Raw genomic sequence first — 18,931 nt, 5'->3', positions numbered from 1 at the left:
GTGTCGCTACACCGAAGTGCAGTGACGTGAGATACCGTCTTGTGAGTGCCCACACAGATTGTCTGATAAATTGTTAAAGAGCATGGCCGACAGAAAGCTGCGCTTCCCGCGGCACGGGCTGCGTATATTACGCGAATCCGTTTCAGAGTCAAGTATTAAAACGCCTCAGCGTTAACTCTACTCTCTGACTGACAACGTTATCTGCTGTCAGTGGAGGCGCATTATAGGGACTCAAAATCTTCTGGCAAGTGTTAATTTTAAAATTAATGCCAATCGTTCATTTATTCACCAGATGAAGGATATCGTTATCGTCACCAGCCTGTCCGCTCTTATGATTTCATTAATTCTCACGCCAGCAATACTAAAAATAAAAAGAGCCCGGAAGAACGCTTCAAGGCTCCTGGATTAAACAAATTAGAGGTCAGGACATCACGCATTCTTTTAGTAAATGATCCAATGCTAATGCCGATAGCTGTTCTTCATTTTTATTCGTGTTGAACTGGCTCAAAGCATATCGTTCCAGTTCCTGTTCGATGAAGTTATGTATTTGTACTAACTTTTCGCCATATTGAGATTCGGTATTTGCCCGTTTAACTTGCAACAAATAATCGATTTCATTCAGTAATGCTTTATCTTCAACGATATCCAATAGCAGAGAAAACGGCATGGGCGGTACAGTTGCCCTTTCATCTATCCACTTAACCGCCAGCAGTGGTCGTAATACATAGAGATACTTTTTCAGTCGAACCCTATCTCCCTGCAAATAGCCTCTAAAGTTCTTTTTTGCCATCGATAAATAGTGATAACGGGCTCGTAAACTGGAGAAATGTTCAACAGCCAGCTTACGAAATTTGTCCATAAAATCGCTATCTTCCCGATAAACTATGGGAGAATCCAGCCACTCCAATAATGTTGGGTTCGCCTTTTTTAATAAACCCAGTGCCTTACGTAATTCCCAGCCGCTGATATCCAGTTCATCATCTAACGGACGCTCTATCACATCCCTGCCAGGTTCAACGGTCAGATACCACTCTGCTTTTTGCACATAGATAAACCGAACGTCATAATCACTATCTGTTGAAGCGAATCCCCATCCCCTGCTTCCGGATTCACAAGCATACAAAACTTTCACATCAAACTTTCTTTCTATCTCTTCCAGCTCATTCAGGATACGTTTTTTCATCTGCTCCGATACCGGATGATGATCAACAGGTAAAGCTTTACGATTTGTTAGTAATCCTTTTTGCATTGCCATTCTCCTTTCTTAATTCTTTATGACTTCAGTGTTGCTGTCAGATATTGCAATCGGCTTGCCAATTTTTCTTTAGTATCAAAAATAAATTTAATTTATTGTTTTAAATATAAATTACCATGAACACTTTAGTGCTGGCGAATATTAAAAATATAAGATAATTTATTCTTTCAGATAATATTTATATTTAGGGATAAGATATGAAGCGGGTTGCGATTGGTGTATTAGGTACCGTTCTGGATAAACGCGGTAAACGGGAAAACCGTTGGAATAAATGGCGTCCAACCGTAGGAATGTGCCAGCAACCTGATTTACATATTGATCGGTTAGAATTAATTCACTCAGCAAGAGATCGGGGAATGGCTGAACAGCTTGTTCAGGATATCCATCTGGTTTCGCCACAAACTGAAGTTAAGCTCAATACCATTACGTTAAACGATCCCTGGGATATTGAAGAGGTTTATACCAAGCTATTAGACTTTTCTGAGCACTACCCTTTTGATCCTGAGAACGAAGAGTATCTGGTTCATATCACCACGGGTACCCACATCGTACAAATCTGTTGGTTTTTGCTGACAGAAGCGCGTTATCTTCCGGGTAAGTTAATTCAAACGATGCCCGACAGACACAATAAGAGTGATGAACAACCCGGCAATCCCGCGGGTAATTATGCCATTATCGATTTAGATTTAAGCCGTTACGATCAGATTTCCACTCGCTTTCAGCAAATCAGTGAAAACTCGGTCTCTTATTTAAAAGCCGGTATTGCAACGCGTAACGCCACCTTTAACCGTTTGATTGAAGAGATTGAGCGCGTCGCAATTCGTTCCACCGCACCAATATTAATGGTGGGGCCGACAGGAGCAGGGAAATCGTTCCTTGCCCGGCGAATCTATGAGCTTAAGTCAGAACGGCACCAAATCAGTGGCCGTTTTGTTGAAGTAAACTGCGCCACGCTTCGGGGTGACAGCGCGATGTCAACACTGTTTGGTCATGTCAAGGGTTCTTTTACCGGTGCCCAAAACGATCGGCCAGGTCTGCTCAGGGCCGCAGATAATGGAATGCTATTTTTAGATGAAATTGGAGAATTAGGGCTGGATGAACAGGCAATGTTGTTGAAAGCCATTGAAGAGAAAAAATTTCTTCCTTTTGGTAGTGATAAAGAAACACAAAGCCACTTTCAACTGATTGCCGGTACTCATCGGGACTTACGTAAGCAGGTTAGTGAAGGCTTATTCCGGGAAGATTTATATGCGCGCATTAACTTATGGACTTATAAACTCCCCGGTCTGGCTCAACGTAGTGAAGATATTGAACCCAATCTGGACTATGAACTGGTGCGTTTTGCTCGTGAACAGGGAGAACAAACGCGTTTTAATGTCGAATCGCGACGCAAATACCTCTCTTTTGCCACCTCATCTGAGGCACTTTGGTCAGGTAATTTCCGTGAACTGGGCGCTTCCATCACCCGTATGGCAACGCTGGCCGAATCAGGAAGAATTAACGATGAGATTGTCAGTGATGAAATAAAGCGTTTACAGGAAAGTTGGGGGTATACCACTAAGCCGATTTTGTTACCGGAACTGGACCAGCCAATTGATCTGTTTGATCAGTATCAACTGCAAGCGGTGATTGAGGTTTGCCATACCAGCAGCAGCCTGTCAGAAGCAGGAAGAAAACTGTTTGCCATTTCCCGCCAGCAAAAACAGAACCCAAATGATGCCGACAGATTAAGAAAGTACCTCTCCCGTTTTGGTCTTAGCTGGGAAACATTGAAAAAGGACAAAACGGAAAATTAATTATTTTTCTCTTGTTGTAGCAGATCAACAGACAAAAAAAGGGTGACAATAGCCACCCTCTTTTCAATTGATAATCAATTATTGTTTAGCAACAATCTTATCACCTTCAACATCTAACACTACCGGTACACCAGGTAACAGCTGACCGGAAAGAATTTGCTGTGCCAGCGGGTTCTCAATTTCCTGTTGAATAGCCCGTTTCAATGGACGTGCTCCATAAACAGGATCGTATCCCTCTTTAGCCAGCAGATCCAAAGCGGCCTCAGACATGCTGATGGTATAACCGCGATCGTCCAGACGTTGATACAAACGCTCCAACTGAATACGAGCAATGGATTTAATCATGCTCTCACCCAAAGGATGGAATACTACCGTTTCATCAATACGGTTGATAAATTCCGGACGGAAGTGATGGCCAACCATACTCATCACCAACTCTTTCATTTCACCATAATCCAGTTGACCAAAATGCTCCTGGATCATATCTGAACCCAGGTTGGACGTCATAATGACAACGGTATTACGAAAATCGACAGTACGTCCCTGACCATCGGTTAAACGCCCGTCATCCAGCACCTGTAGCAGGATATTAAATACATCCGGGTGGGCTTTTTCTACTTCATCCAGCAAGATAACCGAATATGGACGGCGGCGAACCGCTTCGGTCAGATACCCCCCCTCTTCGTAGCCAACATAGCCCGGAGGTGCACCCACTAAACGAGAAACGCTATGTTTCTCCATAAACTCGGACATATCGATACGTACCATGGCATCGTCACTGTCGAACATAAAATTAGCCAGTGCTTTTGCCAGTTCGGTTTTACCTACCCCGGTTGGCCCCAGAAACAGGAATGAACCAATAGGTTTATTCGGATCGGATAAACCCGCGCGACTACGACGAATCGCATTCGATACCGCTTCAACCGCTTCATTTTGACCAATCACGCGCTGATGCAGCTGTTTTTCCATGCGTAGCAGTTTGTCACGCTCACCTTCCAGCATACGGTCGACCGGAATACCCGTCGCTTTAGCCAGTACTTCAGCAATTTCGGCATCAGTCACTTTATTACGCAGCAGCTTCATGGTTTTGCCTTCGGAGCTTTCTGCCAGCACTAACTGTTTTTCCAACCCCGGAATAGTGCCATATTGCAACTCGGACATTCTTGCCAAATCGCCTACACGACGCGCCTGTTCCAGAGATGTTCTGGCCTGTTCCAGATCGGACTTAATGGTCTGAGTGCCGGATACCGCAGCTTTTTCCGCTTTCCACTCTTCTTCCAGTTCAGAGTATTCACGCTCTTTCTGCTCTAACTCTTCGTTCAGCATTTCAAGACGCTTCTTACTGGCTTCATCAGACTCTTTCATCAGTGCCTGTTGTTCCAGCTTTAACTGAATAATACGGCGGTCCAGACGGTCTAGTGATTCTGGTTTAGAGTCCATCTGCATCCGAATACTGGATGCGGCCTCATCAATCAGGTCAATCGCCTTATCCGGTAACTGACGGTCGGATACATAGCGGTGCGATAACGTAGCCGCTGCAACAATCGCCGGGTCAGTAATTTGCACATGGTGGTGCAGTTCATAACGTTCTTTTAAACCACGCAGGATAGCGATAGTATCTTCAACGGTTGGTTCCGCAACATAAACCTTCTGGAAACGACGCTCTAATGCCGCATCTTTCTCAATATACTGGCGGTATTCATCCAACGTTGTTGCACCAACGCAGTGTAATTCACCGCGAGCCAGCGCTGGTTTGAGCATGTTACCGGCATCCATCGCGCCATCACCTTTACCGGCGCCAACCATAGTATGCAATTCATCGATAAACAGAATGACACTACCTTCCTGTTTCGCCAGATCGCTTAATACGCCTTTTAAACGTTCTTCAAATTCACCGCGATATTTTGCACCGGCGATCAAGGCCCCCATATCTAACGAAAGTACACGCTTGTTCTTCAGCCCTTCAGGCACTTCGCCATTCACAATACGCTGAGCTAAACCTTCTACAATAGCGGTTTTACCGACACCCGGTTCACCGATTAGCACCGGGTTATTTTTAGTACGACGCTGTAATACCTGAATGGTACGGCGTATCTCTTCATCACGACCGATCACCGGATCCAGTTTGCCTTGCTCTGCCCGCTCCGTCAGGTCGATGGTATATTTCTTCAATGCCTGACGTTGATCTTCTGCACTCGCATCATCCACGCTTTCACCCCCTCTTAATTGATCAACCGCCTGAGTGAGCCTTTCGCTGGTCGCTCCGGCTTTTTTCAGCAGATCGCTTAACTGACCGCGCTCTTGCAAAGCGGCAAGAATAAACAGTTCAGAAGAGATAAATTTATCGTTACGCTTTTGAGCCAGTTTGTCACACAGGTTCAGAATACGAACCAGTTCATTGGATGGCTGAACATCACCACCGGCCCCCTCAACCTGTGGAGCACGACTTAATGCATCATCCAGATCGCGACGCAGGCGGTTAACATCAACACCGGCAGAAGTTAATAATGGACGAATGCTCCCGCCATCCTGACTGAGCAATGCGCTCATCATATGAACAGGTTCTATAAATTGATTATCACGCCCTAACGCTAATGATTGAGCATCGGCCAGAGCGAGTTGAAATTTGCTGGTAAGACGATCCAGACGCATAACACCTCCAAAAACAGATCAACAATATATGTTGCTATGCCATATAGATAAGGGTGCAAAAGCGTTTTTCAAGACCAAAGTCAATATAAATTATTGAGATGAATTCAAAGAATAAATAAACGATTTAATATCAATAGATTAATCAAACCAAATCAGACTGACCATTCTGCCGGTATCCCTTTCACGCCGGTATGAAAAAAAGAGTTCAGGTTGGCTAACTGTACAGTAATTCCCACCATAAATTTTTTGTATACCCAGCGATTGAAGGCGCTGACGAGCCAGTTGGTAGATATCAGCCAGATACTTATCGGCTCTGGAGGTGAATGCGCTATCGGCGATTGGATTTACCGCCATAAAAGCATCACGAACTTCCGGCCCAACTTCAAACTGCGTTGGGCCGATTGCCGGCCCTAACCAGGCAACCATGTTATCTGGTGCGGCCATAAAGTTTTCAACCGTTCGCTCAAGAATTCCCGCCTGAAGACCTCGCCAGCCCGCATGCGCCGCCGCCACTTCATCGCCTTTTACCGAGCAAAATAGTACCGGAAGACAATCGGCGGTCATGATGGCGCAAACTTTACCCGGCGTGCGGGTATAGCTGGCATCTGCGCGCAAAGATAACGGTGTATTTTGCGTCAGAGTTAAAACTTCAACACCATGAACTTGTTCAAGCCAGGTAATATCGCCGGAAATGTTTAGCTGCTGTTCCAAGCGTTGACGATTCTGTAGCACCGCAGTTGGTTCATCGCCAACATGGTTTCCCAGATTCAACGTATTATAAGGAGCCTGACTAACACCCCCATTACGCGTAGTGTTAACAGCTTTAACTCCCGCAGGTACTATCCATTCCGGCGTTATTAGTGGGATCATTACCAGTTCAGCTCATCTTTAAAAAGTTCAGTATCGGCGCGTAGTGCTGCTATCAGTTGTACCATATCCTCAGGTAATGGAGCATGCCATTCCATCAGTTCACCGGTAATTGGGTGATGTAGACGTAACATAATAGCGTGCAGCGCCTGGCGGTCAAAAGATCGTAATTGCTGTATAAAAGCTTCGGATGCACCTTTAGGCGGACGAGGACGACCACCATATAACGGATCTCCCACCAGTGGGTGAGTAATATGTGCCATATGCACACGGATCTGGTGAGTTCGGCCCGTTTCCAGACGCAAACGCAGGCGAGTATGAGCACGGAAGTGCTCCATAATGCGATAGTGAGTCACCGCAGGTTTACCCATTGGATAAACTGACATATGGGTACGCTTGGTTGGGTGGCGCGCAATCGCTGCATCAACGGTACCGCCACCGGCCATAGTTCCAATCGCCACGGCTTCATATTCACGGGTAATTTCTCTGGCCTGCAACGCTTCCACCAACCGGGTCTGGGCCGGTACCGTTTTTGCCACCACCATCAGGCCGGTTGTGTCTTTATCCAGACGATGAACAATGCCTGCTCGAGGTACATCAGCAATTTGCGGATAATGATGTAACAAAGCATTTAACACCGTACCATCAGGATTACCGGCCCCCGGATGTACCACAAAATCCCTTGGTTTATTGATAACGATAATGTCGTCATCTTCATAAACAATGTTTAATGCAATATCTTGCGATTCCCAACGTACTTCTTCTTCGATCAGCGCATCAATTGCGATACACTCACCACCCAAAACTTTTTCTTTAGGTTTGACGATTATTTGACCGTTTACTGATACACGCTCTTCCAAAATCCATTCTTTTATGCGAGAACGTGAATAATCAGGGAACAATTCGGCCAAAGCCTGATCTAATCGTTGTCCGAGTTGTGACTCGGCAACTGTTGCTGTGAGTTGTACTTGCTGTGACATAAAATAACTTCTTAAGTTTTAAGTTGGGTTTTCGCGGCAATGCCGTTTAAAATAATGTGCTATTGTAACTGGTACTCACCGGAAGCTGAATGGATAGCTTCCAGAACAACACTCTGAGGATAAGCAAAACGTCATGATGCGTATGAAATATTTAGTGGCCTCTGCCATATTGAGCCTGACGTTGGCAGGTTGCTCATCGGACACTGTCCCCGATAATCCGCCATCGGAAATGTATGCAACCGCGCAAGAAAAACTACAAAGCGGCAACTTCCGGGGCGCCATCACTGAACTGGAAGCGCTTGATAACCGCTATCCATTTGGCCCTTATTCACAGCAAGTGCAACTGGATCTGATCTACGCTTATTATAAAGCAGATGAGCTACCAATGGCACAGGCCACTATCGATCGCTTCGCCCGTTTAAACCCAACACACCCTAACATTGATTATGTTATGTATATGCGCGGTTTAACCGATATGGCGTTCGACGGTAATACCGTACAAGATTTCTTTGGTATTGACCGTTCGGATCGCGATCCGCAACATGCTCGTGCCGCATTCCGCGACTTTACTCAGTTGGTGCAAAACTACCCACAAAGCGCCTATGCAGCTGATGCTCAAAAACGCTTAGTCGCGTTGCACAACCGTCTGGCTAATTACGAGCTTTCCGTTGCGCAATATTACACTAAGCGCGGCGCTTTTGTTGCAGTAGTTAACCGTGTTGAGCAAATGCTGCGTGATTATCCTGATTCTGAAGCAACGCGCAATGCATTACCGTTAATGGAAAATGCTTATCGGCAGTTAAATCTGGCGTCTCAGGCAGATAAAGTCAAAAAGATTATCGAAGCTAACGATATCAAAGGCTAATCGCATTCATTATTCCTTCAGTTAATCGCTATGCGAACAATGTATAGCGATTAACTTATTACTTCTTTCAATTATCTTCTGATCTATCCTCTCTTCTTTTCTCACAGTAAATTTATTTCCTGATATTTACAATATTCATAAAACTCGCTAGGTTATTGCAGATAACCCATATTTATTGAATAAATATTCATTATAAGAGAGAAAATTATGGACAGACGTACGCTATTAAAATCATCAGGATTACTGCTGGGTGGATTAACCTTTGGCAATCTGGCCACCGGAGTTGCCAGAGCCAGTCAGGATCATCAGACTGCCACTGCTGCAAAAGTTTTACCAACACCAACCAAAGAGCAACCATTATTGCTTAACTTTAATGAAAACTCGCTGGGCATGTCTCCTAAGGCGCAGCAAGCGGTGGTTAACGCCCTGCCTCAAGCCTTTCGCTATCCAGATGCCGCCAGAGAACAGTTAATTGAAAAAATAGCGGAAAGCCACAAACTACAATCAAAAAATATCTCATTAGGTAACGGCTCATCAGAATCCATTCAGGCTGTGGTTCAAATGGCTATTTATCAGGCCCAAAAAGCCGGTCAGAAGGTTCAGGTTATCGTGCCCGATCCAACCTTCAACTATGCCGAACTGTATGCCAAAGCCCTTGGCGTTACGGTTATTAAAGTGTCACTGAACGATAAGCTGGCATTTGATATTAACGCAATGAAAAAGGCTGCCGATGAATTCCCTGGCTTATCCATTGTGTATCTGTGTAATCCAAATAATCCAACGGCGACCATCACACCCGCTGACCAGATTGATCCCTGGATTAAAGCATCAGAACGCACGCTGTTCCTGCTGGATGAAGCCTATGCTGAATTTGTCACCGACCCGCGTTTTCACAGCGGCATTGAGCTAATTTTAAAGCAGCATAAAAATGTAGTAGTAACCCGTACTTTCTCTAAAATCTATGCGTTAGCGGGCCTGCGTATTGGTTACGCCGTTGCCCATGAAGAGATTATCGCTCAGGTTGAAGACTTTATTTCTCTGGATAATACCAATGCAGCCGGTGCGGTTGCAGCGCTTGCCTCTCTGGAAGATAAAACCTTCCTGACTATCAGTAAAACTTCCGTAGAAACCGCACGTAAGATTGTTACCAATGCGCTGAATGAACTGGGTCTGGAATATTTGCCATCACAGGCTAACTTTATCTTCCACAAAGTACCGGGGGAAGTAAAAACCTATCAGGACAGAATGAAAGAGTACCATGTGTTCGTTGGTCGTGAATTTCCACCCGCTAAAGGCTGGAATCGTCTGACGCTGGGTACACCGGAAGAGATGACAACCTTTGTTAGCGTACTGAAAGAGTTTCGTAGCAAGGGTTGGGTCTGATTTAGAGTAATCAGATATAAAAAAGGGCTTAACACTGTTAAGCCCTGCATATAACTAATAGCTTTTGGATGTTGCTTAAGCTTTACTACCAAGACGCTCTTTGATACGAGCAGACTTACCAGCACGCTCACGCAGATAGTACAGTTTAGCCTGACGAACGGCACCACGACGTTTAACAGCAATGCTGTCAATGACAGGTGAGTGAGTCTGGAATACTCGCTCTACACCTTCGCCGTTGGAAATCTTACGAACAGTGAACGCAGAATGCAGACCGCGGTTACGAATAGCGATAACCACGCCCTCGAATGCCTGCAGACGTTTCTTACTACCTTCAACGACCCATACCTTAACTTCCACGGAATCACCCGGACGGAATGCAGGTACGTCCTTTTTCATCTGTTCTTGTTCAATTTGCTTAATAATGTTGCTCATAATATCTCTCTTACCCTAGGTAAACTGAAACTGCGGGAACGATTATCCTTCCCTTATTAGTCTTGCTGTTGGTGTTCCTGTTGGAACTGTTTTAACAGCATTGCTTGCTCATCAGTCAGAGCTAGGCTTTTTAGAAGCTCAGGTCTTCTAAGCCAGGTTCGACCCAGCGACTGTTTCATGCGCCAAAGACGAATATGTTCATGGTTGCCCGATAGTAATACTGCCGGTACTTCCATACCATCTAACACCTCAGGTCGGGTATAGTGCGGACAGTCCAACAAACCGTCGGCAAACGAGTCCTCTTCTGCTGACATTTGATGCCCCAGTACTCCCGGTATAAATCGGGAAACCGAATCAATCAATGTCATCGCGGGAAGCTCGCCGCCACTGAGTACGTAATCACCGATAGACCATTCTTCATCGACTTCGGTTTGTATTACGCGCTCATCCACCCCTTCATACCGGCCACAAATCAAAATCAGCTTCTGATTGGTTGCCAGTTCGCAAACACCCTGTTGGTCCAGTTTGCGTCCCTGTGGGGAAAGATAAATAACTTTCGCCCCTTCGCCTGCCGCTGCTTTTGCCGTGTGTATTGCATCCCGTAAGGGCTGAACCATCATCAACATCCCCGGACCACCGCCATAAGGCCGGTCGTCCACAGTGCGATGCCGATCGTGCGTGAAGTCACGTGGACTCCAGCAGGTTACACTCAGCAGGCCATTTTTTACTGCTCGGCCGGTTACCCCATAATCGGTAATCGCGCGGAACATTTCGGGGAACAGGCTAATTACACCAATCCACATACTTAACGTTCCATTTGCTACTACCGCCAGACGCTCAACGCGTCAAATACGGAGTTAGAAACCAGGATCCCAATCAACTTCAATTAATTGAGCAGTGAGATCGATTTTTTTGATAACTTGTCCATCCAGGAACGGAATTAAACGCTCCTTGGCACCAAAAGCATCTTTCAGATTTGCTCTGACCACTAAAACGTCATTAGAACCGGTTTCCATCATGTCAGTGACTTTACCCAGCTCATAACCTGAAGTTGTTACTACCTGACAACCCATAAGGTCTTTCCAGTAGTAATCCCCCTCTTCCAGTGGCGGCAGTTGCCCAGCTTCAACGGCAATTTCGCAGTTGGTTAAACTGTTGGCAACTTCACGATCGTCAACGCCTTTCAGCTTGATGATCAAATCCTGATTGTGGCGTTTCCAGCTTTCCAGCTCGATAACCCGCCATTCACCAGCCCGCTGGATATACCACGGCTGATAATCAAAAATGCTTTCAGACTGCTCGGTGGATGAGAACACTCTGAGCCAACCCCGGATGCCATATGTAGAACCCAGTTTCCCGAGAACGACCGGATTTAGTAGCTTGCTCATTTGTTGACACCCAGACAAATTATGCTGCTTTGTTTGCGTCTTTGATCAGCGAAGCTACGCGATCAGAAACGGTTGCACCCAGACCAGTCCAATGATTGATACGGTCCAGATCTAAACGCAGACGTTCTGCCTGACCGGTTGCAACCGGGTTGAAGAAGCCTACGCGTTCGATGAAGCGACCGTCACGTGCATTACGACTGTCGGTCACAACAACTTGATAAAACGGACGCTTTTTAGCGCCGCCACGAGCTAAACGAATTGTTACCATAACATCCTCTTTAGTTAATAAAACACACAGACCCCATCGAGGAACGGGGTCTGGTGCAATATAAAAAGCCCGAAAATTTTACTCATTTTGGCGCAAAAAGCAACCTAAAGCGCCTGATATTAGTGATTCAATTCCAAAAGTGGCTGGAACAGAGACGGTATCACTCAATAAACAGGGGTAACTTACCACATAAATCAATTGGCCATGTCGGAATAAAGCATTTCGGGCCAGTTTAATTTGATGGTAACGATAAGATATAAAAAATTTAGCCCGAATTAACGGGTCGTGCTCATGGCCAAGGGTTTTTGAGAAGGATCGGCCACGCAGGTTTTGATTCCCCGTTTTTTCAACGACGCTTCTCCTTGTCTGGTACAGATAATCGTTGAACCCTGCCCGCACACCAGCCCTTTGTACATCACCATATTTCCACCTACGATAGTGGCGATAGGCGTTCGGCTCTCTATATCCAGCATGGTATCCTCCGCTTTAGCTAGCATAGTCTGACCGTTGTTACTTCCCCAAAACTCACTAACATGAGTATGGGGGTCGATTATGCCCGGGATTGCAGTATATTCGGTTAAATCAGTAACTTTTTTAGCCTGAATAATAGGAATATCAGCTTGTGTTACCGCTATTTTTCCATCGGCTATTCCGATATCCATCAGGCCATCTGTTTTATTAATTGGATCTTTGAGATGTACATTCTTAATAATCAAATCATAAAGAGACACGATTAACGCCTGATAAATCGAGCTGTTACTATTTATTATCAGGATAATTAATATATCGCTGATAAACCATAACCCACTGAATCATCAGGCTAACAAGCCGCAGGGAAAAGTAACAATGCAAGAAAGCAGGACATATGTAAAACAAGTATTAGATCTAAATCAAAAGCGTGTTTGTTCGATTTTCTTTTCCCTTATCAGAAACGTTATACTCGGGTTCCTTGCTAAAAATAAGGTTATAACTATGTCAGCAATTTCCTCTTATTTGACTCAACATCAGAGTCACATCCTGGCCGATCTTGAGTTATTAGCTAAAGCCGAATCCCCTTCTCATGATAAAGCCGCAGTCGATGCCTGCGGTCAGGTTCTGCAAAAACTGTTTATGGAACATTTAGGGGCAAAAGCCGAAGTGTTTCCTCAAACTGAATACGGTGACCATCTGGCATTTGATATTGGCCATGGTTCACAACACACCCTAATTCTGGGGCATTTTGATACCGTCTGGGACATTGGTCGTCTGAGCTTACGTCAGGAAGATGGCAAGCTGTTCGGCCCTGGGGTATTGGATATGAAAGGTGGACTGGTTCAGGCAATCTGGGCAGTTAAAGCATTAAAAGAATTAAATCTGCTTGGGGATCGTCACATTCGTTTTCTGTGCAATGCCGATGAAGAGCTGGGTAGCCCAAGTTCCCGCCCGATTATTGAAGAGCAGGCGAAGCACTATCAACAAGTGTTGGTTGCTGAACCTACTACCGCCAGCGGTGCGTTAAAAACCGGCCGTAAAGGTACCGGCCGTTTTTATGTTCATATCAAAGGACGAGCAGCTCATGCGGGTAACAACCCGGAAGACGGTATCAGCGCCATTCAGGAAATGTCCTACCAGATTCAGTATCTGCACTCACTTAATGCCCCACAAAATGGCACTACGGTTAACGTTGGAATCGTCAGCGGCGGCAGCAAGATTAACGTCGTCGCAGAAGAAGCTAATTTAAGTATAGACGTACGAGTCACCCGACTGGATGAAGCCGAGCGTATTCATCAGGCGATATATGGTTCAGTTGCCAAACTTGATGGAATTAAACTGACGGTAACCGGCGGAATGGTTCGCCCACCAATGGAACGTAATGCAGCCTCGTCCGGACTCATGGCGAAAGCACAAGATGCCGCCAGAGCCCTGAGTTTTGAAATAACCGATGCCGCCGTTGGTGGGGGTAGCGACGGTAACTTTACCGCCGCAATGGGTATTCCAACGCTGGATGGATTGGGTTCGACCGGTGCAGGACCACATGCAGAATATGAGCATATTAATATTGCTGATATGGCTCCGCGTTCTGCTTTGCTGGCAGAGCTGATTATCCGGTTATAATCAGAAAATTTCATTTATTACAAGAACGAAGGGCACCAAAAGGTGCCCTTCTCTATTGCTAAAAATATCTCACGATAAATCTATATCTTTAGTGCCAAAGAAATAAGTCACGACAAAACCACCGATATAAGACACCAACAAACCGGCGGTATACACGCCAATGCCAGCGAAAATACCATGATGAGAGGTCATCAAAGGAATCGCTACCAGTCCGGATGGTCCAAATACCGTATTTAAACCAACCGGTAACCCCATATAGGCAATCAAACCGATAAAGAAGCCACCGATAGCACCACCAATACAGGCAGTGACAAAAGGCTTAACCCGCGGCAGCGTAACACCGTAAATCAGCGGTTCCCCCACGCCCAGCAGACCTGGAATAATCGCTCCGCGAATTTGAGTACGTAATAATGAAGTTTTATCTGATCTAACATACAGTGCCAATGCAGCACCCACCTGCCCGGCGCCCGCCATGGCTAAAATAGGAAATAGCGAGTTAAAACCCTGGGCATCCATCAGGGCAAAATAGACCGGAATAAACCCCTGATGAATACCAAACATGACGGATATCAGGAACAGACCGGCCAGAATCGCGCAACCAATTGGATTACCGTTTAAATGCAGAAATAGCCAGGACATACCACTAAACAGAACGCCACCGAATGGCATAATCGCCACGAAGGTTACCGCGCCCATAACTAGTAAAGTGATGGTTGAGGTGAGGATCATATCCAAATTATCAGGAATAAAACGTCTGACGCTTCGTTCCACATAAGCCCCCACAATAGTCGCAATCAGTACCCCAATAATATTGCCCTTTGGCACAATATGCAGACCAAAGAAGTTATCCATACCGGAATAGATTCCGGCAGTGGCATTCGGGTCATATCCCAGAATAAACAGAGAAGCAATAATGGCACCATTTACTCCTGAGCCACCAAAAGCCTGCTGGGCGTTATAGCCAATCATAATGCTCAGAAAAGCAAACAGACCTTTGCTGAACAGCTTCATATAAGCGATCACATGCAGCAGGTAACCACTCACTTCCTGACCACTCTGAACGTAAGATTGTTCTATTAGCGTTGCGAACCCCAATAACAGGCCAGCAGCAATAAACCCGGGGATCAGTGGCGTAAAGATAGTGGCAAACTTAGTTAAAAAATGGTGAATCGCACTATTCTGCTTAGACTTCATCTCTTTCTTTTTCGAAGAGGCAATATTTTTTAGTTGCGTTTCACCAGCAGGTTTAACCACCTTTTCCGGCTGTTCTGACAGGAGAGCATTAACCAGCTCTGCCGCTGCCTGTGCTTTTCCCGGCCCTACAATAATTTGCAGTTGATTATCGCTCTCTACCACCCCCATTACGCCAGGAATGACTTTGAGGCGATTTTTATCAACCACCTGATTATCTTTCAGTGTTAGTCGCAATCTTGTCATGCAATTGCCGCTTTTCAGGATATTTTCCTGTCCGCCGATTGCGACAACGATATCTTCAATCATTTCTCTGGTAATTTTAGCCATATCTTTTTCTCATTTCCGCGCTGGTTATTTAGAGGCGATTGCCGCACGAATAAATCCATGACTGGCGGATAAAGCCTGTTTAGCCTGCTCCGCACTCATACCGGTTAATACCATCACAATGGCCGTTTTGCAGTGGCGCTGACATTGCGATAACGCTTGCTCCGCCTCTTCCCGACTACAGCCGGTTGCCTGCATAACGATGTTTTTTTGTCTTTCCACCAGCTTCGCATTGGTCGCTTCCACATCCACCATCAGGTTGCCATACACTTTGCCTATTTTGATCATTGAACCTGTGGTTAACATATTTAAAACCAGCTTTTGAGCCGTTCCGGCTTTCATGCGTGATGAGCCGGTCACCACTTCACCACCAACGACTGGAGTAATGGCAATATCTGCCTGTTGAGCAATGGGGCTATTCGGATTGCAGCTGATACTGATAACGTTAGCCCCCAGTGATTTGGCGTACTCCATTGAAGCAATCACGTAAGGTGTTCTGCCGCTGGCGGCTATGCCAACCAGCACATCTTTATTACTAAAGCCAATCGCTTTCAGATCCTCAATACCTAGCTCCAGACTGTCTTCTGCGTTTTCTACCGCTTTAAAGATTGCCTGATGACCACCGGCAATCAGACCAATAACCTGTTCAGGTTTAGTGCCATAGGTTGGCGGGCATTCACTGGCATCTAAAATACCCAGTCGCCCTGAGGTTCCTGCACCGCAGTAAATTAAGCGACCACCCAGAGTAAAAGCAGTGCTAATAATGTCTACTGCATCCGCAATATGTTGTAACTCCTTTTCAACGGCTAAGGCGACTTTTTTGTCTTCGTCGTTTATCACCCGCAACATCTCCAGCGTTGATAACTGGTCGATATCTTCACTCGCCGTATTGCGACTTTCCGTGACCATGGAGCTTAAATCAATATTCATATGAACCTCAGTAAACTGATTATTACTATCACTAACCATGAATGGAATTTTTTATTCCAAAAATAAAATTAAATTAATAATAAATTATTCCTTTGCGGAGATAAAAATAGAACCGAAAATATGTGATAGAAATCGCATATTGAACAATAGCTAAACCAGAGAAGAATTAAGCGGAGAAATGATTACAAACTAATTTTATTCACTAATTCACGGCTTTGTTGAATCAGTGCGTTAGCATGTTCCTGATTGTGTTGAACCAATCCCATAAATAACAGATCGGTAATCGCATTTTGAGCGGTACGGGAAGAGATAGAAGAACTGCGCCACTGGCTTTCATCTGCTACAGAATGAAGCACATAATCTGCCAGATCTTTGAGTGGATTGCTTTTTAAACTGGTAATTGTCACCAGTTTAGCACCCTGCTTTTTAGCAACTTCTGCCGCCAGAACCACTTCACGACGCATTCCGGAATATGAAACGGCGATTTGAACATCATCCGGTCCCAGGGTTTGGGCAATCGTTAGCTGAACATGACTGTCCATTTCAGAAAAGGCGGGAATACCAATTTTTAATAATTTATAGGTAAGATCTTTCGCAATTAACGCCGAACCACCAACGCCGGTAATATGTACTTTTTTGGCATTGAAAATCTGCTCAACCACTTGCTCAAATATCTGTGGTTGCAAAGCATTCATGGTTTCATGCAGCGCGCTTTGCTTTTCTAACAGTAACTTACCGGCAATTTCAAGCAGGGTATCATCCCCGGTAATTTCATTGTGCAAATGCAATGCCGATTTGCTGGCGACTACCTCACTGCGCCCTAACTCTTCGCTAATGGCCAGTTTAAACGCGCTATAGCCTTTAAAACCCAGTTTTTGAGTGAATTTGACCACCCCTGACTGACTGATACTTAAAATTGTCGCCAGTTCCTGAGATGACAACTCTTTTATTTTTTTGGGGTTTTCCAGTATATATTCAGCAATCTTTTTTTCCATTGGGGGAAACTGAGCCAGATTAGTGGCTATCACAGCTAAACACGCCATTTATCTCATCTCCCCCATGGAACTATCAATACAATATGCTCAATTAACGCATCATGCCCGGTGGCATCATACCTTTCATACCGCGCATCATTTTGGCTAATCCACCTTTTTTCATCTTTTTCATCATGCGCTGCATATCATCAAATTGCTTTAGCAGGCGGTTAACGTCCTGCACTTGCATACCTGAGCCCACGGCAATACGACGCTTACGCGAACCTTTGATGATTTCCGGACTGGCGCGTTCTTTTAGTGTCATGGAGTTAATGATCGCCTCCATGCGCACCAACAATTTATCATCCATCTGCGCTTTGACGTTATCCGGGATCTGGCCTGCGCCTGGCAGTTTGCTCATCATGCTGGCCATTCCGCCCATATTGCGCATTTGCTTAAGCTGGTCAAGGAAATCGGTCAGATCAAAACCATCACCTTTCTTCAGTTTATTCGCCAGCTTTTCCGCTTGTTCACGGTCAACTTTACTCTCAAGATCTTCGATCAGGGAGAGCATATCGCCCATGCCAAGAATACGCGATGCGACGCGATCCGGATGGAAAGGCTCCAGCGCCTCGGTCTTCTCACCAATACCCAGGAACTTAATCGGCTTACCAGTAATATGACGAATAGAAAGCGCCGCACCACCACGTGCATCACCATCTACCTTGGTCAGTACCACACCGGTTAACGGCAGCGCTTCATTAAAAGCTTTCGCCGTATTTGCCGCATCCTGACCGGTCATGGCATCCACCACAAACAGCGTTTCTACCGGATTAATAGCGGCATGAACCTGTTTGATTTCGTCCATCATCGCTTCATCTACGTGTAAGCGCCCGGCGGTATCGACAATCAGAACGTCATAGAATTTGAGTTTAGCCTGTTTTAAAGCATTGTTAACGATATCAACCGGTTTTTCCTGAGCATCAGACGGGAAAAAATCAACGCTGATAGCTTCCGACAAGGTTTCTAACTGACGGATTGCCGCCGGACGATAGACGTCGGCAGAAACTACCAGTACTTTTTTCTTCTGTTTTTCTTTCAGGAACTTGGCCAGTTTGGCGACGCTGGTGGTTTTACCTGCCCCCTGCAAACCCGCCATCAAGATGACTGCCGGTGGTTGAGCGGCCAGGTTAAGGCTATTATTTTCCTCCCCCATCGCAGCAACCAGTTCGTTACGAACTATTTTGACGAACTCTTGCCCTGGGGTCAGGCTCTTATTAACTTCCTGCCCGACAGCGCTCTCTTTTACTTTATTAATGAAATCGCGAACCACCGGTAAGGCGACATCCGCCTCTAACAGCGCCATACGGACTTCACGCAATGTGTCTTTAATATTTTCTTCAGTCAGTCGCCCACGACCACTGATGTTGCGCAGCGTGCGCGATAATCTATCGGTTAAGTTTTCAAACATCGTCTTATGCCCAACATGATGGTAATCCGCGACAGCGGTAAAATAAAATTTTAGCAAG

At 45.5% G+C, this 18,931-nt stretch carries 17 protein-coding genes; 4 read left to right on the top strand and 13 right to left on the bottom strand.

The window, feature by feature from the left end:
* Nucleotides 1–421: 421 nt before the first annotated feature.
* On the bottom strand, nt 422–1,249 hold the full coding sequence (locus LPW36_RS13985) for a nucleotidyltransferase domain-containing protein (protein WP_230610611.1): 828 nt from the start codon (nt 1,247–1,249) through the stop codon (nt 422–424).
* Between the two features lie 203 nt (nt 1,250–1,452).
* Between LPW36_RS13985 and rtcR the strand changes: the two genes are divergently transcribed.
* Nucleotides 1,453–3,051, top strand: coding sequence for an RNA repair transcriptional activator RtcR (rtcR, locus tag LPW36_RS13980; protein ID WP_230610609.1), 1,599 nt, complete (start codon nt 1,453–1,455; stop codon nt 3,049–3,051).
* Nucleotides 3,052–3,129: 78 nt separating this feature from the next.
* Here the strand turns inward: rtcR and clpB are convergent, their stop codons facing one another.
* From clpB to rluD, 3 genes are all read right to left on the bottom strand, one after another.
* Nucleotides 3,130–5,703 (bottom strand): ATP-dependent chaperone ClpB, encoded by a 2,574-nt coding sequence (gene clpB, locus LPW36_RS13975; protein ID WP_230610607.1) that lies wholly within the window; start codon nt 5,701–5,703, stop codon nt 3,130–3,132.
* A gap of 138 nt (nt 5,704–5,841) precedes the next feature.
* On the bottom strand, nt 5,842–6,573 hold the full coding sequence (yfiH, locus tag LPW36_RS13970; protein WP_230610605.1) for a purine nucleoside phosphorylase YfiH: 732 nt from the start codon (nt 6,571–6,573) through the stop codon (nt 5,842–5,844).
* Nucleotides 6,573–7,550 carry a 23S rRNA pseudouridine(1911/1915/1917) synthase RluD gene (rluD, locus tag LPW36_RS13965; protein WP_230610603.1) on the bottom strand — a complete coding sequence of 326 codons (978 nt, stop codon included), beginning with the start codon at nt 7,548–7,550 and terminating at the stop codon, nt 6,573–6,575. The genes yfiH and rluD overlap by 1 nt, the downstream gene beginning before the upstream one ends.
* A 133-nt stretch (nt 7,551–7,683) precedes the next feature.
* Between rluD and bamD the strand changes: the two genes are divergently transcribed.
* Nucleotides 7,684–8,415: an outer membrane protein assembly factor BamD gene (bamD, locus tag LPW36_RS13960; RefSeq protein ID WP_230610601.1), complete on the top strand. Its 732-nt coding sequence runs from the start codon at nt 7,684–7,686 to the stop codon at nt 8,413–8,415.
* A 207-nt stretch (nt 8,416–8,622) separates the two neighbouring features.
* Entirely contained in the window at nt 8,623–9,798 is a 1,176-nt protein-coding gene (locus tag LPW36_RS13955) for a pyridoxal phosphate-dependent aminotransferase (protein ID WP_230610600.1), read from the top strand.
* Between the two features lie 75 nt (nt 9,799–9,873).
* Here the strand turns inward: LPW36_RS13955 and rplS are convergent, their stop codons facing one another.
* From rplS to LPW36_RS13930, 5 genes are all read right to left on the bottom strand, one after another.
* Complete coding sequence (gene rplS, locus LPW36_RS13950) at nt 9,874–10,230, bottom strand: 50S ribosomal protein L19 (protein WP_108901736.1); 357 nt, start codon at nt 10,228–10,230, stop codon at nt 9,874–9,876.
* 56 nt (nt 10,231–10,286) lie between these two features.
* Complete coding sequence (gene trmD / locus LPW36_RS13945) at nt 10,287–11,033, bottom strand: tRNA (guanosine(37)-N1)-methyltransferase TrmD (RefSeq protein WP_130592854.1); 747 nt, start codon at nt 11,031–11,033, stop codon at nt 10,287–10,289.
* Nucleotides 11,034–11,087: 54 nt separating this feature from the next.
* Nucleotides 11,088–11,618, bottom strand: coding sequence for a ribosome maturation factor RimM (gene rimM / locus LPW36_RS13940; protein ID WP_230610598.1), 531 nt, complete (start codon nt 11,616–11,618; stop codon nt 11,088–11,090).
* A 19-nt stretch (nt 11,619–11,637) separates the two neighbouring features.
* Nucleotides 11,638–11,886 carry a 30S ribosomal protein S16 gene (rpsP, locus tag LPW36_RS13935; protein ID WP_130592857.1) on the bottom strand — a complete coding sequence of 83 codons (249 nt, stop codon included), beginning with the start codon at nt 11,884–11,886 and terminating at the stop codon, nt 11,638–11,640.
* A gap of 275 nt (nt 11,887–12,161) precedes the next feature.
* Nucleotides 12,162–12,617: a hypothetical protein gene (locus LPW36_RS13930; RefSeq protein WP_230610596.1), complete on the bottom strand. Its 456-nt coding sequence runs from the start codon at nt 12,615–12,617 to the stop codon at nt 12,162–12,164.
* 241 nt (nt 12,618–12,858) lie between these two features.
* Between LPW36_RS13930 and LPW36_RS13925 the strand changes: the two genes are divergently transcribed.
* Complete coding sequence (locus LPW36_RS13925; RefSeq protein ID WP_230610594.1) at nt 12,859–13,980, top strand: M20 family metallopeptidase; 1,122 nt, start codon at nt 12,859–12,861, stop codon at nt 13,978–13,980.
* A gap of 69 nt (nt 13,981–14,049) precedes the next feature.
* On the opposite strand, the gene murP is transcribed toward LPW36_RS13925, so the two are convergent.
* The 4 genes from murP to ffh all read right to left on the bottom strand — a co-directional run bounded on the left by murP (nt 14,050) and on the right by ffh (nt 18,873).
* Entirely contained in the window at nt 14,050–15,501 is a 1,452-nt protein-coding gene (gene murP / locus LPW36_RS13920) for a PTS N-acetylmuramic acid transporter subunit IIBC (protein ID WP_230610592.1), read from the bottom strand.
* Nucleotides 15,502–15,525: 24 nt separating this feature from the next.
* Nucleotides 15,526–16,428: an N-acetylmuramic acid 6-phosphate etherase gene (gene murQ / locus LPW36_RS13915; protein ID WP_230610590.1), complete on the bottom strand. Its 903-nt coding sequence runs from the start codon at nt 16,426–16,428 to the stop codon at nt 15,526–15,528.
* Nucleotides 16,429–16,610: 182 nt separating this feature from the next.
* The gene (locus LPW36_RS13910) at nt 16,611–17,471 is read right to left on the bottom strand and encodes an SIS domain-containing protein (RefSeq protein ID WP_230610589.1); all 861 of its coding nucleotides are present in this window, start codon (nt 17,469–17,471) and stop codon (nt 16,611–16,613) included.
* Nucleotides 17,472–17,514: 43 nt separating this feature from the next.
* The gene (gene ffh, locus LPW36_RS13905; protein ID WP_230610587.1) at nt 17,515–18,873 is read right to left on the bottom strand and encodes a signal recognition particle protein; all 1,359 of its coding nucleotides are present in this window, start codon (nt 18,871–18,873) and stop codon (nt 17,515–17,517) included.
* Nucleotides 18,874–18,931: the final 58 nt, after the last annotated feature.

This window comes from Limnobaculum eriocheiris (assembly GCF_021010575.1).
GTDB lineage: Bacteria > Pseudomonadota > Gammaproteobacteria > Enterobacterales > Enterobacteriaceae > Limnobaculum > Limnobaculum eriocheiris.
Note: the sequence above shows the minus strand (reverse complement) of the source record. Positions and strands in the feature narration are given on the sequence as shown.